We start from the raw sequence: 16,271 nt of genomic DNA on the forward strand, positions 1-16,271 counted from the left end.
GATTTTATTTTTAAGGCTGAGACTATGTTTCCTGCTCATCAACTTCAATTAGAACAATTAGCGTGCCAACGTGGCGATCGCGTGTTGTTCACTGATCTTTCACTGCAATTTCAAAGCGGTGATTTCGTGCAAATTGAAGGGCACAATGGTATCGGTAAAACAAGTTTATTGCGGATTTTAGCTGGCCTTGCACAACCTGTAGAAGGTAAAGTGCGGTGGAATTTAGAAGAGATTACAAAACAGCGCGAAGAATACTATCATCAGCTGCTTTATCTCGGCCATCATTCCGGCGTGAAACCTGAATTAACCGCATGGGAAAATTTAAAATTTTATCAGCAGATTAGTCAAAGCCAACAAGGCACCGATATTTTATGGGATGTATTGGAAACAGTAGGTTTGCTTGGACGTGAAGATTTGCCTGCAGCTCAACTTTCAGCGGGTCAGCAAAAGCGCATTGCCTTGGCGAGATTATGGATCTCGGAAGCGCCACTTTGGATTTTGGATGAACCTTTTACAGCAATAGACAAAAAAGGGGTTGAAGTTTTGACCGCACTTTTTGAAAATCATGCTAAAAAAGGTGGAATGGTGATTTTAACGAGCCATCAAGAAGTGCCAAGTACGCTATTGAAAAAAATCAACCTTGCTGATTATAAATATAACTCTTAGATTTTTATGATATTTTTACAGATTATAAAGCGTGAGCTGAAGATTGCGACCCGTAAGCAAGCAGAAATTTTAAACCCGCTTTGGTTTTTTTTAATCGTCATCACGTTATTTCCATTAGTCATTGGACCGGATCCTAAGTTACTTTCTCGCATCGCACCAGGAATCGCTTGGGTGGCGGCATTGCTTTCTGCGTTGCTGTCTTTTGAACGCTTATTCCGAGATGACTTTATTGATGGCTCTTTAGAACAATTGATGCTCACGGCTCAGCCTTTAGCACTAACGACTCTTGCAAAAGTTGTTGCACACTGGTTGTTAACAGGTTTGCCGTTGATTCTGCTTTCTCCTATTGCCGCTTTATTGCTTTCGTTAGAAGTGAATATTTGGTGGGCATTGGTGCTTACACTCTTAGTGGGCACGCCGATTTTAAGCTGCATTGGTGCAATTGGCGTAGCATTGACGGTGGGCTTGCGTAAAGGTGGCGTATTGCTGAGTTTGCTTGTGGTACCATTATTCATTCCAGTTTTAATTTTTGCCTCAGCAATTTTAGATGCCGCTGCGTTAAATCTCCCTTATGGTGGACAGCTTGCTATTTTAGGTGCAATTTTGGCTGGCGCGATAACCTTATCGCCTTTTGCTATTGCCGCGGCACTACGAATTAGTTTAGATAATTAATCATCATGACGGTGAAAGTGCGGTCAGATTTTTAACTGTTTTTTATTTTTTGAATTAAGGATCTTTTATGTGGAAGTGGTTACATCCTTACGCAAAACATGAAACCCAATATCATTTATGTGGCAAATTAAGTCCATTTTTTGGTGTGATTGCGGTTCTATTATTGGCTGTTGGCATCGTTTGGGGCTTAGCTTATGCTCCGGCAGATTATCAGCAAGGCAATAGTTTCCGAATTATGTATGTGCATGTGCCGGCAGCGATTTGGTCAATGGGTGTCTATGGTTCGATGGCTGTTGCTGCCATTATTGCGTTAGTTTGGCAAATTAAAGCCGCTCATCTTTCAATGATAGCCATGGCGCCGATTGGTGCAATGTTTACCTTTATTGCTTTGGTAACGGGTGCAATTTGGGGTAAACCAATGTGGGGAACTTGGTGGGTATGGGATGCGCGTTTAACCGCAGAACTCATTCTTTTCTTCTTATATATCGGTGTATTAGCCCTTTATTCTGCATTTTCTGATCGTGCGGTGGGCGCAAAATCAGCGGGAATCTTGTGTATTGTTGGCGTAGTGAATTTACCAATTATTCACTTTTCCGTAGAGTGGTGGAATACCTTACATCAAGGTGCAAGTATCACGAAGTTTGAAAAACCGTCTATTGCAACGCCAATGTTAATTCCACTGATTTTATGTATTTTGGGATTTTTGTTTTTATCCATTTGGTTTACGCTCGTGCGTTACCGCGTTGAATTGCTAAAAGAAGACAGCAAACGCCCATGGGTAAAAGAGTTAGCAAGTAAGCTGAAATAGTTTTTTATTTTAGGGAGCGGAAAATGTTTTTCCAAAGTTGGAGTGATTTTATCAATATGGGAGGCTACGGTTTTTATGTGTGGCTTTCCTATGGCATTAGCCTTGTGGCAATGATTATTTTGGCGATACAAAGCGTCAAGGGGCGTAAAGCCGTATTAAAAGAAGTGTTACGCGAGCAACAACGTGAGGCACGTTTAAACCAAGCAAATAAAGGAAATACCCTATGAATCCAAGACGTAAATCAAGACTTTCGATCATCATCTTTGTGATTTTAGGTATTTCGATTGCGACAGGTTTGGTGCTTTATGCGCTTCGCCAAAATATTGATTTATTTTATACCCCTTCGGAAGTCGTAGAAGGGAAAGACGGAAATCCTGACCAAAAACCTGAAGTTGGGCAACGTATTCGTGTTGGTGGTATGGTAGTCGAAGGCTCCGTTAGTCGAGACCCGAAAAGTCTCAAAGTTCGCTTTGATGTAAATGATATTGGTCCATCAATTACAGTAGAGTACGAAGGTATTCTGCCGGATCTTTTCCGTGAGGGACAAGGTATTGTTGCGCAAGGTGTGTTAAAAGAGCCAACCTTATTGGAAGCAACAGAAGTGCTTGCTAAGCATGATGAAAATTATGTGCCACCAGAGTTGGGTGAGAAAATGCAGAAAGTGCATAAACCAATGGGGGCAGAATTAAAAGGCGAGAGTGAAGCCGATCGTCGTTATAAAGAAACCCAGCAAAAATCGCAAGAAGGTCGCTAATGATTGCTGAATTAGGAAATTATGCGCTTGCTTTAAGTCTTGCCGTCTCATTCTTTTTAGCGATTTTCCCATTATGGGGCGCAGAAAAAGATCACCCTCAATTAATGTCATTGGCTCGTCCAATGACTTATGGTTTATTTTTCAGTTTAACCATTGCTTTTGCAGCATTGTTCTACCTTTTTGCCGTCAATGATTTTAGTGTGCAATATGTGGTGAATAACTCTAACAGTAGCTTACCGATTTATTATCGTTTATCTGCCGTTTGGGGTTCACATGAGGGCTCATTATTACTTTGGATTTGGTTATTAACCCTTTGGGGGGCTGCAGTAGCCTTATTTAGCAAACACTTGCCACAAGAAGCAGTAGCTCGTGTATTAGGTATTATGGGGATTATTAGCATCGGCTTTTTACTCTTCGTATTATTTACCTCGAATCCATTTACCCGTACATTTCCTGATTTCCCAGTAGATGGCAGAGAACTCAACCCAATGTTGCAAGATGTGGGCTTGATTTTCCATCCTCCATTGCTTTATATGGGATATGTTGGTTTTTCTGTGGCTTTTGCCTTTGCGATTGCATCACTAATGACAGGAAAATTAGACTCCGCTTGGGCAAGATGGTCTCGCCCTTGGACGATGGCGGCTTGGGTCTTTTTAACACTCGGGATTGTGCTTGGTTCTTGGTGGGCGTATTATGAACTCGGTTGGGGCGGCTGGTGGTTCTGGGATCCAGTAGAAAACTCTTCTTTAATGCCTTGGCTTGCAGGAACCGCATTAATCCACTCTTTAGCGGTTACTGAAAAACGTGGCTCTTTCAAAGCTTGGACTGTGCTTTTAGCAATCCTTGCTTTCTCACTTTGCTTACTGGGTACGTTCTTAGTTCGTTCTGGTATCTTAGTGTCAGTACACGCCTTTGCTTCAGATCCTACACGTGGTTTGTATATTCTTGCTTATTTGGTTGTAGTGATAGGTGGCTCGTTAACCTTGTATGCTTATAAAGGGAACCAAATTCGTTCACGTGATAATGCGGAACGTTATTCTCGTGAAACCTTATTATTATTAAATAACATCCTATTAATGACCGCACTTTGTGTGGTGTTCTTAGGAACGTTATTGCCGTTAGTTCACAAACAATTAGGTTTGGGATCTATTTCGATCGGTGCGCCATTCTTTGATCAAATGTTCTTGATTATTATGACTCCATTTGCTTTATTACTAGGTATTGGGCCGTTAGTAAAATGGCGTCGCGATCAGTTCTCTGAAATTCGTACACCGGTTGTTGTGAGTGTCATTGTGATGGCGATTGCAGGTTTTGTGTTACCGTATTTCCTCCAAAATAAACTCACCGTCAGTGCTGTGCTTGGCACCATGATGTCCGTCATTATTGTGTTACTGAGTCTCTACGAAATGAAACAACGGGCAACACACCGCGAATCTTTCTTTAAAGGTATAACCAAACTTTCTCGTTCCCATTGGGGGATGATTTTGGCTCACCTTGGTGTAGCGATGACTGTTTGGGGAATTGCCTTTAGTCAAAACTTTAGTGTAGAACGTGATGTGCGAATGGCTGTGGGTGATACGGTACAGATTGCTAACTATGACTTCAAATTTGCAGGCGTGAGTGATGCAAATGGTCCTAACTATATGGGCGGTAAAGGACAAATCGACATTTCAAAAGCAGGTAAACCGGAAGCAACATTATTTGCTGAAAAACGTTTTTATACCGTCAGTAAAATGCCAATGACGGAAGCAGCAATTAATTGGGGCTTTACTCGTGATCTTTATGTCGCTTTAGGTGAAAAAATAGATGATAACTCATGGGCACTACGTCTTTACTATAAACCATTTATCCGTTGGATTTGGATTGGCGGATTGTTTATGGCATTAGGTGGCTTGCTCTGTATGTTTGACCGTCGTTATCGTTTTAGTCGGTTAGTTAAACAGTCTTAATTGTAATAAGGGGCGTATGCCCCTAGAAATAGATGTGAAATTGATAGTGTTATGAATAAAAAACTACTTATCCCACTTATTATTTTTCTTGCCGTGGCTGCAGCTTTTTTAGTTCAGTTAGGACGTAATGCGCAAGGAGATGATCCAAAAGCGTTAGAATCTGCGCTTGTGGGAAAACCTGTGCCACAGAAAACATTAACGGATTTATTGGAAAATAAAACCTACGGTAATGAAATTTTCCAACAAGGCAAACCGATTCTCTTGAATGTGTGGGCAACTTGGTGTCCAACTTGTTATGCCGAGCATCAATACTTGAATCAATTGGCTAAACAAGGTGTAACAATCATTGGTATCGACTATAAAGATGAATCACCAAAAGCTGTAAAATGGCTAAAAGATTTAGGCAATCCTTATAGTCTTGTGCTTAAAGATGAAAAAGGTTCTTTTGCATTAGATTTGGGTGTTTATGGCGCACCGGAAACATTTATCGTTGATGGTAAAGGTGTGATTCATTATCGCTTAGCGGGTGATGTGAATGAACGCGTTTGGAATGAGACCTTAAAACCGATTTATGACAAACTCGCGGAGAAACCATAATGAAAAAATCATGGCTTTTTTTAACCGCACTTTTGGTGAGTATTTCGGCGACAGCTTCCATTGATGCATTGAATTTTGCTTCACCAGAGCAAGAAAAGGACTATCATCAATTAACACAAGAATTACGTTGTCCACAATGTCAAAATAACAATATTGCCGATTCGAATGCAACCATTGCAGTAGATATGCGTGGCAAAGTGTTTGAGTTGTTACAAGAAGGCAAAAAACGAAGTGAAGTTGTCGATTATATGATTCAACGTTATGGCAATTTTGTGACTTATGATCCACCAATGACGACGTCAACAATCATATTATGGATTGCCCCAATTTTGTTAGTGTTGATTGGCATTTTATTTGTATTTAAACGTAAATCGAAAAGCCCAAGTGCGGTCAATTCTGACGCGATTTTAGATGACGAAGAGAATGCGCGTTTATCGGCTTTACTCAAAGAAAAGGATAAATAATGAATTTTGCATTAAGTATTATTGTGCTCACTTTAGTGGTGGCATTGATTTGTTTTTATCCCTTGTTGCGTTCTGTTAAAGCAAAAGAAGATAAAAAGCGTGATGAGTTAAATAAAGCCCTGTATTTTTCTCGCTTAAAAGAGATAGAGCAAGATAATCAGCAAGGCTTAGTAGAGAACGTTGAACAACTTAAACAAGAGCTACAAAAAACATTATTGGAAGATATTCCTCAACAAGAAACACAAACGATCGATAAAAATGCCAAAAATTACGGTAAGTTGTGGTTTGTTTCTGGTTTATTAGGTTTGGCCATTATTGCCGGCGGGGCTTATTTCCCTTTGGGATCTTGGAAAGCCGAAGATATGATGGAAAAAACATTGGCAAAATTACCTTATTTCTTTGAACGAATCAAAGAAGAAGACACAAATCCAATGACGGATGCAGAAATGCAGCAATTTTCGACCGCACTTCGTTTGGATTTACAAAAAACACCAAAGGATGCTAAAAAATGGTGGTTGTTAGGTCAGGTAGGGATGAATTTAGGTAATGGAAAATTAGCCTTTGATAGTTACCAACAAGCGAATAAGCTTGAGCCGGATAATTTAGATTATAAGCTTTCTTATGCGCGTATGTTAATGTCTTCTGAAGATCAAACGGATAAACTGAAAGGTAATCAGCTTTTACGTGAGATTATTCGTCAAGATCATTCTAATCCTGAAGCATTAAGTTTACTTGCTTTCAGTTATTTTGAAGGTGAAGATTATAAAATGGCGGCCGTCACCTGGGCAATGATGCTACGTTTATTGGAACCAGATGATCCTCGCGTGCCAATGCTTGAAAAGAGTATTCGTGCTGCACGTGATGCCCTTGCTTTACAGGAAGAAGAAAAAGCAAAAAGCGTCACACCGGAGAAATAATGAAACCTCAATTATTAGGTTTTCACCATATTGCGATTATTGCTTCGAACTATGCACGTTCGAAGCATTTTTATATGGAGATTTTAGGGGCAAAACAGCTAAATGAAACTTATCGGGCAGAACGAGATAGTTATAAATTAGATTTAAGTTTTCCTGATGGGAGTCAAATCGAGTTATTTTCATTTCCAAATCCGCCTCAAAGAGTAACAAATCCTGAAGCTTGTGGTTTACGGCATTTAGCATTCAAAGTAGAAAGTATTGATGAATATGTCGCTTATCTTTTAGAAAAAGGCGTCTCTTGTGAGTCAATTCGGGTTGATGAATTAACCGGAATGAAGTACACTTTCTTCCGAGGCCCGGATTATTTACCAATTGAATTATACGAAAACAATTATTAACTTAGGGAATCGCATTAGTATTATGAGTCATATTAAGAAAAAAATTGGGATTTACTCATTTTGTATTTTGGCATCATCAGCTGTTTTAGCCGAAGGTAGTAGTGTTGTATATGCAACGAAAATGAAGACACCTGAAAATAATGTTTCAGTTAATGTTTCTGAAAGTAATATTTCTGAAACCGTGAAATATATTGATGGGAAAGGACAGCGAAGTTTAGATCCGAAATCTGAAAAAGATATGGAAGAACTGGCTAATAGTGTTGAATTTGAGGTCTATAAATTTAATGAAGCTGCGGCATCAAAAACAACGTTTCTTTCACCTGCGGGGATTTGTAGCGGTTTTAAAAGTGATGATGGCGTAGATGTTACTAATACCAGTAATTATTACATCAAACCTAATGATGCCAGTGAGTATTATGGTAGTGTGTTAGGGGCAACGATTTATAAAAAAGGTGAGACAAAACATTCACAGTATGTGCCTGTTTATGCAATCCGAAATGCGAATGTAGCGAAATACATTGAGCAAAATGAAGATCCATACATTAGAAAAAAAGCAAATGCGCGGATTAAAGAAGGCAGAGAAACACTCAATAAAGTAGTTTGTGATAAAAGGTAGTATTATGAAAAAATTAATTTCTATTGCAGCACTATCTGTTTTAACAGCTTGTACAGCTCCTCAAGAGGCATCAACTATTGGAAATGGGGTCGCAGCGTATGATATGAATACCGTGCAGGATTACAATGCTCGAGTAACAAGTGGTAATACTGTCACTGCTCGAGAAAAAGCGAAAGTTGCACAAAGAGATAGCGTTCCAAATGAAATGAATGCGAGTGATCATCGCTCTAAACATACAGGTTATTCTCGCATTCCTGTAGCAATAATGCCGAGTGTCGGTGTTGGTTATTGCCATCACTGCTGGTAATTAAATGACTAAAAAATTAACCGCACTTTAAAAGTGCGGTTATTTTTTTATCTGTTTATAAACCTAAAATAGATTTCACGAAAGGAATGGTCAGATTTCGTTTAGCTTGCAATGAGGCTTTATCGAGTTGAACTAACGCCTCTTTTAATGTTGCCATATCACGATCTAGACGAGTAAATATAAAATTGGCAGTATCATCTGAAAGTATGATACCCCGTTGATGGGCATTCTGCTTCAATACTGCAAATTTTTGTTCATCGCTGAGTGGAATCAGTTGATAACTTTCTCCCCATTTTAAGCGAGAAGCAAGATCCGGTAATTTAACGGGTAGGGAAGTTGGAGATTGATCTGCACTGACAACTAATAAGGTTTTACCATTAGTCTTAATGCGATTAAAAAGATCAAATAAGGCAATTTCCCATTCTGAATTTCCAATAATTGTTTGCAAATCGTCTAAGCAAACCAGTTCTTGCTGTTCTAAATTCTCAAAAACCGCCGTGGAAAAATATTGTGATTTGCTCAACGGGACATAAATGGCGCTCCGTTGTTGCTGAATATATTCATTACAGAGTGCACGTAACAGATGGGTTTTCCCAACGCTTTGGCTGCCCCAAAGGTAGAAGAATTGTTGTTGTAAATCAGTCATGTTTTGACGTAAAGAATTAAGCAATAATGCATTATTATCGCTATAAAAATTCTCAAGCGTTTCATCATCAATTTGATGAATAGGTAAAGAAAGTTGCTGATTCACGGATTAACGAGTTGATTTAAAATAAAAAAAGAAAGGGCTAAACTTTCATTTAACCCTTTTATTTGGGAAGTTTTATTCTACTTCATTTTTTGCTTTTGGCAAAATCAAGTTCAGTACAATGGCAACGATGGCACAAAGGCTAATCCCTTTTAGGGAAACAACATCGCCGACGTTGACAAACATATTACCAATCCCGAACGTCATAACTACAGAAATAATGCAAAGGTTACGAGGTTCGGTTACATCTACTTTGCCTTTAATTAAGGTACTCATCCCAACAACGGCAATCGAACCGAATACCAACATCATAATGCCCCCCATTACGATAGTTGGAATAGTCGAGAGGAATGCACCTACTTTACCACAGAAGGAAATTGCAATTGCCCATACCGCTGCCCAAGTCATAATATTAGGGTTGAAGTTACGAGTGAGCATGACTGCACCGGTTACTTCGGCATAAGTGGTATTTGGTGGACCACCTACTAATGAAGCTGCAGCCGTTGCGACACCATCGCCTAATAAGGTGCGATGTAAGCCTGGTTTTTTAAGGAAATCTTTACCTGTTACAGAACTGATTGCCATAATACCACCAACGTGTTCAACGGCTGGTGCGATAGCAATGGGTAGCATATAAAGAATGGCTTCTAAATTAAATTCTGGTTTGGTTAATTGAGGTAATTCAAACCATTTTGCGTCTAGAACAGGTTGGAAATTAATTAACTCTAGGAATAAACAAACCACATAGCCAGCAACAATACCAAACATAATTGGAATCAGTTTCATCATGCCTTTGGCAAATACCGCAACAGAAAGGGTGGTGACCAAGGTAATCATCGAAACTAATACCGAATGCTCATAGCTATATGCACTGTTTTTACCTAATGCCATATCAACAGCAACTGGTGCAAGCCCCATACCAATAATGATAATTACGGGACCCACAACAACAGGCGGGAAGATTCGTTCGAGTGCAGCACTGCCGCGCAATTTCACTAAGGTTGATAGTGCGAAATAGACGAAGCCTGCACAAGCAAGTCCACCCATTGTGGTTGGAATGCCCCAAGTTTGTACACCATATTGAATAGGTGCAATAAAGGCAAAAGAGGAGGCTAAGAAAATAGGTACTTGTTTACCGGTACAAAGTTGGAAAAGTAGCGTACCAATACCCGCGGTTAGAAGGGCTGTATTAGAATTTAATCCGGTGATTAAGGGAACTAATACTAAGGCGCCAAAGGCCACAAATAACATCTGTAAACCGACAAACGCTTGTTTGCCCATGCTTTGCACCTCAACAGGTGCGGTTGTCGTTTGATTACTCATTTAGTTTCAACTCTCGGTTTGAATTAACTGAAAGTGCGGTCGGTTTTTATGCTTTTTTAGCTTTTGTGTTTTCACGCACGGAAAAAAGACGGCTATAAATGCCGTCTTATTAAAAGGGAATTATTTCGTCCCAAAAATCTTATCGCCAGCATCCCCCAAGCCTGGAATGATGTAGCCTTGTTCATTTAAGTGATCATCAATAGATGCACAATAAAGCTCGATATCCGGATGTGCTTTTTCTAATGCTTTAATACCTTCTGGCGCTGCCACTAACACTAATACTTTGATATGTTGGCAACCTTTTGCTTTTAACAGATCAATTGTAGAGATCATTGAACCACCTGTTGCGAGCATTGGATCCACAACGATAGCTAAACGTTCTTCTAAGTCACTGGCTAGTTTTTGGAAATAAGGGACGGGTTCAAGGGTTTCTTCATTACGATAAATCCCTACTACACTGATACGAGCGCTTGGAACATGCTCTAACACGCCATCCATCATACCAAGCCCCGCACGTAAAATTGGCACAACAGTGACTTTTTTACCTTTGATACGTTCAATTTCAACTGGGCCATTCCAACCTTCAATAATCACTTTTTCTGTTTCAAGGTCGGCAGTGGCTTCATAGGTGAGTAAGCTACCTACTTCAGTGGCGAGTTCACGGAATTTTTTGGTATCAATATCAGCTTCGCGCATCACGCCTAATTTATGTTTAACAAGCGGATGTTTAACTTCAACAAGTTTCATTCTTTTCTCCCTTTTAAAAAACAAATCGGAGAATTCTATATCAGAAATATTGAATTTCCTAGTATTTTTATTATGACAGTTCGGTATAAAAACAAGGATAAAATTGACCGCACTTTGCTATTAAATACATCCACCACAGCTCCCACAGCGCCAATCTTCCTTATTCACTGCTTGATAAAATGCTCTCATGGTTTCTTCTTCTAAGGGAATATTATGCTCAATAAAGACATCGGAAAGCCAATCGATATTTTCCACAATCCAATCATCTTCCATTAAGCCTTCTCGATAAAGTTCATCTTCGGGATCCATGAAATTATAAATATTATTTGTTCCCATATCTTTATCTCGACGTTCAATTGGCAGTACCACAGGTAAACCGAGATAACTAATATCCCAATGACCTAGACATAGCGTATTGCCTTTTGATGGCCAACTAGCGTTGAATGGATTGTCACTCATGTTGAAATGTTATAAGAAAAGTTGAAAAGTAGAGAAAGTATAGATCTAAAGACGAATTTAATCATACTTAAAAGAAGGTAAATGATTTGATGAAGATCAAAGTGCGGTTAGAAATTTAACTAATTTTTCACAAATAAAAAGCGGCTAATTGCATAGCCGCTTTTGAATAATAATAGATTAAATTATGCTGCTTTTTTCGGTTTAAAGAAAATCATCGTAAAGATTTGCCAGAAGAAAGCGAGAGCACCGAAGATGAAGACAACGTCGCCACCGAAACGAACCCAACGTAGGGTATCGAATAGAGGTTGTTGCATAAATTCTTCACTACGAGCATACCATAAGCCTTCAGAGATACTTGCATACCCTTGAATAATACCAATTGGTAGTAAGCTTGATACGATCATTAATACTAAACCGCCATTTAATAGCCAGAAGCCCCATTTCATTAACTTATCGTTAAATGGTGTATCTGGACGTAAATAACGAGCGATTAAGAATACGAAACCTAATGCTAAGAAACCATACACACCGAATAATGCGGCGTGAGCATGAACGGCAGTGGTGTTCAAGCCTTGGATATAATAAAGCGAAATTGGTGGGTTGATTAAGAAACCAAATACGCCAGCACCTAACATATTCCAGAATGCCACTGCAACGAAGCAGTAAAGAGGCCATTTTAAGCGTTCCATCCAAGGTGCTTTTTGTTTCATTGCCCAGTGTTCCCAAGCTTCATGACCTAATAACACTAATGGTACCACTTCTAGTGCAGAGAAAGATGCACCTACTGCGATAATTGGGGTTGTTGCACCAGCGAAGTATAAGTGGTGGAAAGTACCTGGAATACCACCGATTAAGAACAACGCTGCTTCAGTAATGGTTGCAACAGTCGCAGTACGACGTGAAACTAAACCTAAACTTACGAAGATGAATGACAGTGCCGCTACAGAGAATACTTCGAAGAAGCCTTCTACCCATAGGTGAACTACCCACCAACGCCAGTATTCCATCACAGAAATGTGAGTATGCTCGCCATAGAATAATGCTGGGCCATAGAATAAACCGATCGCAATTACTGAGGCGAAGAATAATGCCAATAAGTTTTTATCACCTGGTTGTTTGAACGCATTCACTGTGCCGCGAAGCATTAAGACTAACCAGAACAAGATGCCTGCAAATTTCACAGCTTGCCAGAAACGACCTAAGTCAATGAATTCATAGCCTTGGTGACCGAACATAAAGCTCCATTCTTCAGGAAGAATATGAGCAATAGCTAAGTAGCTACCAGTGAATGAGCCTACCACCAATACCACTAATGCCCAGTAGAGAACATCCACACCCAATTTTTGGAATTTCGGATCTTTACCGCCATTAATGATTGGTGCAAGGAATAAACCACCGGCTAAGAATGCCATTGCAATCCAGAATAAGGCTGCTTGAATATGCCATGTGCGCACTAATGAATACGGGAAGTATTGAGAAATATCAATACCATAGAACTCCTGACCTTCAACCGTGTAGTGTGCCACAACTGCACCTAATGTTACTTGCAATACGAAAAGAGCAAGTACAGTAAAGAGGTATTTACCTAACGAACGTTGAGAAGGGGTAAGTTGTAATTTTGTGAGAGGATCGAACTCAGGTGTTGCTGGTTCTTTTTCATCTTCACGTTTTTTGAATGACCAAATCCATACCACAAAACCAATACCAGCAATGAGGAATACCACACTCGCAATAGACCAAATCACGTTTTCTGGAGTTGGCATGTTATTAATTAACGGCTCATGTGGCCAGTTGTTGGTGTAACTTGCGTGAGTATTTGGACGTTCAGCTGATGCAGTCCATGCTGTCCAGAAGAAGAATTTAGCTAAGTCTTTACGAGCTTGTAAATCAGGAAGAGTGTTATCCTTCATCGCAAAGTGTTCACGAGTCACTTTAGTTGCAGGATCATCACCATATAAAGAGATATAGTATTGTGCTGTTTTTTCCATTGCCGCTAAACGGGTATTAGAAAGCACAACAGTGCCGTTTTCAACTTTACTACCTCGATATTCTTTGGTTAAACGTGCTTTTAATAAAGTTTGTTGTTCATCATTTAAATCAGCAAAGTTTTTACCGAACTCTTGATTAGCAGTAATGTCCAACCAATTAGTTAATTCACGGTGAAGCCAATCTGCAGTCCAGTCAGGTGCTTGGTACGCACCATGACCCCAAACAGAGCCCACTTGCATACCGCCAGTGGTTTGCCAAGCTGTTTGACCATGTAAAATATCATCGTGAGTAATCACTTTTTCGCCAGATTCAGAAACATATTGTTGCGGAATAGGTGGTGCTTCACGATAAACTTCGAACCCATAGTAACCGAGGATGGAGAAGGCTCCAATCAATACGGCGACTAATAGGTACCAGAACTTTTTATACTGTCCCATTTTATCACTCCTAGATTATTAGAAAATACGATGCCCTGATGGTTAGTTATTCCGAAAATAACCATCAAGGTTAGATTTTACGCTAAGTAAAATACTTGAGCAATTATATCGACTATCAATTGATGAAAATATTACCTAAAACTGAGTAATTTAATAAGGAGATAGGAAATACTGACTGAAAAGATAAGAAATAAGGTCAAAAACCTATCGATTTTTGACCACACTTAATTTGACGAGGGGATTAACGTTTAAACATGCCGCCTAAACCGCCAAGGCCACCTAAGCCGCCTCCGCCCATTAAGCCTTGCATGCCGCGCATCATTTTCGCCATGCCGCCTTTGCGCATTTTCTTCATCATACGTTGCATTTCGTCAAATTGTTTCAGCAACTTATTCACATCTTGAACTTGTGTGCCAGAACCTAATGCAATACGACGACGGCGAGATCCTTTGATAATATCTGGATTGGCACGTTCTTTTAAGGTCATGGAATTAATAATAGCTTCCATTTTGATAAACATTTTGTCATCCACTTGATTTTTGACATGATCCGGTAAGTTTTTCGCACCCGGTAATTTTTCAAGCATCGACATCATGCCACCCATCTTTTTCATCTCACGGAGCTGTTCACGGAAATCGTCTAAGGTGAAATCATCGCCTTTCTTGAATTTCTGCGCCATTTTTTCCGCTTTTTCGCGATCCACTGAACGTTCAAGATCTTCAATCAGGGAAAGCACATCACCCATGCCTAAAATACGCGACGCTACACGATCAGGATGGAATGGCTCAAGGGCTTCTGTTTTTTCGCCCACACCAAGGAATTTAATCGGTTTGCCCGTGATTTGACGAATAGATAAGGCTGCACCGCCACGCGCATCACCATCCACTTTGGTCAAGATGACCCCAGTAAGAGGCAAAGCTTCATTGAAGGCTTTTGCGGTATTTGCCGCATCTTGACCAGTCATTGCATCAACGGTGAAAAGCGTTTCAATTGGATTTAATGTCGCGTGAACTTGCTTGATTTCATCCATCATCTCACTATCAACGTGTAAGCGACCCGCGGTATCCACGATTAATACATCGTAGAATTTCAGTTTCGCGTCAGCAAGTGCCGCTTTTGCAATCTCTACCGGTTTTTGTTTGACATCTGATGGGAAGAAATCCACGCCAACAGATTGCGCTAAGGTTTCAAGCTGTTTGATTGCTGCAGGACGATATACGTCGGCAGATACTACAAGCACTTTCTTTTTATGACGTTCGCGTAAGAATTTTGCTAATTTACCCACGCTGGTGGTTTTACCCGCACCTTGCAAACCCGCCATTAAAATAACTGCGGGTGGCTGTGTTGCTAAGTTTAAGCTTTCATTGGCTTCCCCCATGGCTTTTTCGAGTTCACGTTGAACGATTTTTAAGAACTCTTGGCCTGGTGTTAAGCTTTTATTGACTTCTTCGCCTAATGCGCTTTCTTTTACTTTGGCGATAAATTCACGTACGACAGGCAACGCAACGTCAGCTTCTAACAATGCCATACGCACTTCGCGTAGGGTTTCTTTAATATTATCTTCAGTTAAGCGACCTTTACCGCTAATGTTGCGTAGCGTTTTGGAAAGGCGATCCGATAAATTCTCAAACATTTTAAATCCTGTTTTTTCTTAAAAAATTGCCGTGATTATACCGAAATTTGGGCGTTTTTCATCATTTCAAATAAAATTATGGCGATCTAGAGAAAAGATCCGTTAAAATAAAAATAATTCCTAGTAAAGAGAACGCATTATGTGGTTTGCCCTTTTTTCAATTATTTTTTACATTCTTAGTCTATTGCTGATCGCTCCGTTTTTGATGAACTCATCAGAAGGGAAGTTGAGTCAAAGCAAAATTCCATTTTTTCTGACCGCACTTGCCGCAATTATTCTGCATGCGGTCAGCACTTTCCCTTTGTTAGAGGATCTTGCCTCAGGGCAGAGTTTTACGCTAATGCAAATCGCTTCCTTAATGAGCGTAATTATTGCTGCCTTAGCGACGCTTTCAATGTTTCTGGTTTCTACGATGTGGTTTGTTTTACCCATCGTGTATGCGTTTTCGATTATTAGCTTGATCTTTGCGACATTCTTATCAAGCCATATCATTCAGATGCTTAATCAAAATACATTGATGTTGTTCCATATCGGGTTGTCGCTCTTTACCTATGCAGTTTGTTTTATTGCAACGCTTTATGTGATTCAGTTAGTCTGGTTAGATCGCAATTTGAAAAAACGTAAAATTCAATTTTCGCCAGCAATTCCACCATTAATGGCGGTAGAACGTCATTTCTTCTGTTTATTTGCGATGGGAGAAGTATTACTCACGCTGACTTTAATTTCGGGGACTTATCATGTATTACAAGCGGTGACTCTAGAAAATCTGCACAAAGCGATTTTCTCT

General features: G+C 39.8%; 19 protein-coding genes. 13 read left to right on the plus strand and 6 right to left on the minus strand.

The genetic code is table 11. The features are described from left to right. Positions 1–24: 24 nt before the first annotated feature. From ccmA to HMPREF3263_RS00765, 12 genes are all read left to right on the plus strand, one after another. Positions 25–666 carry a cytochrome c biogenesis heme-transporting ATPase CcmA gene (gene ccmA, locus HMPREF3263_RS00710; protein WP_070852807.1) on the plus strand — a complete coding sequence of 214 codons (642 nt, stop codon included), beginning with the start codon at positions 25–27 and terminating at the stop codon, positions 664–666. A 6-nt stretch (positions 667–672) separates the two neighbouring features. Then, positions 673–1,338, plus strand: a complete 666-nt coding sequence (ccmB, locus tag HMPREF3263_RS00715; RefSeq protein ID WP_070852808.1) for a heme exporter protein CcmB — start codon at positions 673–675, stop codon at positions 1,336–1,338. 67 nt (positions 1,339–1,405) lie between these two features. Next, positions 1,406–2,146 (plus strand): heme ABC transporter permease, encoded by a 741-nt coding sequence (locus HMPREF3263_RS00720; protein WP_049367059.1) that lies wholly within the window; start codon positions 1,406–1,408, stop codon positions 2,144–2,146. 23 nt (positions 2,147–2,169) lie between these two features. Continuing rightward, positions 2,170–2,373, plus strand: coding sequence for a heme exporter protein CcmD (gene ccmD, locus HMPREF3263_RS00725; RefSeq protein ID WP_005699972.1), 204 nt, complete (start codon positions 2,170–2,172; stop codon positions 2,371–2,373). Then, positions 2,370–2,900: a cytochrome c maturation protein CcmE gene (gene ccmE, locus HMPREF3263_RS00730; protein WP_005695599.1), complete on the plus strand. Its 531-nt coding sequence runs from the start codon at positions 2,370–2,372 to the stop codon at positions 2,898–2,900. The genes ccmD and ccmE overlap by 4 nt, the downstream gene beginning before the upstream one ends. Then, positions 2,900–4,849, plus strand: a complete 1,950-nt coding sequence (locus tag HMPREF3263_RS00735) for a heme lyase CcmF/NrfE family subunit (RefSeq protein ID WP_070852809.1) — start codon at positions 2,900–2,902, stop codon at positions 4,847–4,849. The genes ccmE and HMPREF3263_RS00735 overlap by 1 nt, the downstream gene beginning before the upstream one ends. Before the next feature lie 51 nt (positions 4,850–4,900). Continuing rightward, positions 4,901–5,446 carry a DsbE family thiol:disulfide interchange protein gene (locus HMPREF3263_RS00740; protein WP_005695602.1) on the plus strand — a complete coding sequence of 182 codons (546 nt, stop codon included), beginning with the start codon at positions 4,901–4,903 and terminating at the stop codon, positions 5,444–5,446. Beyond that, a complete protein-coding gene (locus HMPREF3263_RS00745; protein WP_070852810.1) occupies positions 5,446–5,910 on the plus strand; it encodes a cytochrome c-type biogenesis protein in 465 nt (154 codons plus the stop codon). The genes HMPREF3263_RS00740 and HMPREF3263_RS00745 overlap by 1 nt, the downstream gene beginning before the upstream one ends. Then, entirely contained in the window at positions 5,910–6,827 is a 918-nt protein-coding gene (gene ccmI / locus HMPREF3263_RS00750; RefSeq protein WP_065242990.1) for a c-type cytochrome biogenesis protein CcmI, read from the plus strand. The genes HMPREF3263_RS00745 and ccmI overlap by 1 nt, the downstream gene beginning before the upstream one ends. Next, the gene (locus tag HMPREF3263_RS00755; protein ID WP_070852811.1) at positions 6,827–7,225 is read left to right on the plus strand and encodes an SMU1112c/YaeR family gloxylase I-like metalloprotein; all 399 of its coding nucleotides are present in this window, start codon (positions 6,827–6,829) and stop codon (positions 7,223–7,225) included. Before ccmI ends, HMPREF3263_RS00755 begins: the two co-directional genes overlap by 1 nt. A 22-nt stretch (positions 7,226–7,247) precedes the next feature. After that, positions 7,248–7,841 carry a DUF8095 domain-containing protein gene (locus tag HMPREF3263_RS00760; protein WP_065242989.1) on the plus strand — a complete coding sequence of 198 codons (594 nt, stop codon included), beginning with the start codon at positions 7,248–7,250 and terminating at the stop codon, positions 7,839–7,841. Beyond that, positions 7,828–8,148: a hypothetical protein gene (locus tag HMPREF3263_RS00765; protein ID WP_256337350.1), complete on the plus strand. Its 321-nt coding sequence runs from the start codon at positions 7,828–7,830 to the stop codon at positions 8,146–8,148. The genes HMPREF3263_RS00760 and HMPREF3263_RS00765 overlap by 14 nt, the downstream gene beginning before the upstream one ends. 55 nt (positions 8,149–8,203) lie before the next feature. Here the strand turns inward: HMPREF3263_RS00765 and hda are convergent, their stop codons facing one another. From hda to ffh, 6 genes are all read right to left on the minus strand, one after another. Next, positions 8,204–8,899 carry a DnaA regulatory inactivator Hda gene (gene hda / locus HMPREF3263_RS00770; RefSeq protein ID WP_005695608.1) on the minus strand — a complete coding sequence of 232 codons (696 nt, stop codon included), beginning with the start codon at positions 8,897–8,899 and terminating at the stop codon, positions 8,204–8,206. Positions 8,900–8,971: 72 nt separating this feature from the next. After that, a complete protein-coding gene (locus tag HMPREF3263_RS00775; protein WP_070852813.1) occupies positions 8,972–10,219 on the minus strand; it encodes a nucleobase:cation symporter-2 family protein in 1,248 nt (415 codons plus the stop codon). 120 nt (positions 10,220–10,339) lie between these two features. Then, positions 10,340–10,966: a uracil phosphoribosyltransferase gene (gene upp / locus HMPREF3263_RS00780; RefSeq protein WP_005695610.1), complete on the minus strand. Its 627-nt coding sequence runs from the start codon at positions 10,964–10,966 to the stop codon at positions 10,340–10,342. Positions 10,967–11,086: 120 nt separating this feature from the next. Continuing rightward, positions 11,087–11,425, minus strand: coding sequence for a hypothetical protein (locus HMPREF3263_RS00785; RefSeq protein WP_005695611.1), 339 nt, complete (start codon positions 11,423–11,425; stop codon positions 11,087–11,089). 182 nt (positions 11,426–11,607) lie between these two features. Next, complete coding sequence (locus HMPREF3263_RS00790; RefSeq protein ID WP_049367051.1) at positions 11,608–13,851, minus strand: nitric-oxide reductase large subunit; 2,244 nt, start codon at positions 13,849–13,851, stop codon at positions 11,608–11,610. 241 nt (positions 13,852–14,092) lie between these two features. Further along, a complete protein-coding gene (gene ffh / locus HMPREF3263_RS00795; RefSeq protein ID WP_005698426.1) occupies positions 14,093–15,484 on the minus strand; it encodes a signal recognition particle protein in 1,392 nt (463 codons plus the stop codon). 139 nt (positions 15,485–15,623) lie between these two features. Here ffh and ccsA point away from each other — a divergent pair. Further along, positions 15,624–16,271, plus strand: a 648-nt coding sequence (ccsA, locus tag HMPREF3263_RS00800; protein WP_070852814.1) for a cytochrome c biogenesis protein CcsA, incomplete at its 3' end; no start/stop codon positions are given.

The sequence above is a fragment of the Haemophilus sp. HMSC61B11 genome, assembly GCF_001838615.1.
Lineage (GTDB): Bacteria > Pseudomonadota > Gammaproteobacteria > Enterobacterales > Pasteurellaceae > Haemophilus_D > Haemophilus_D parainfluenzae_AD.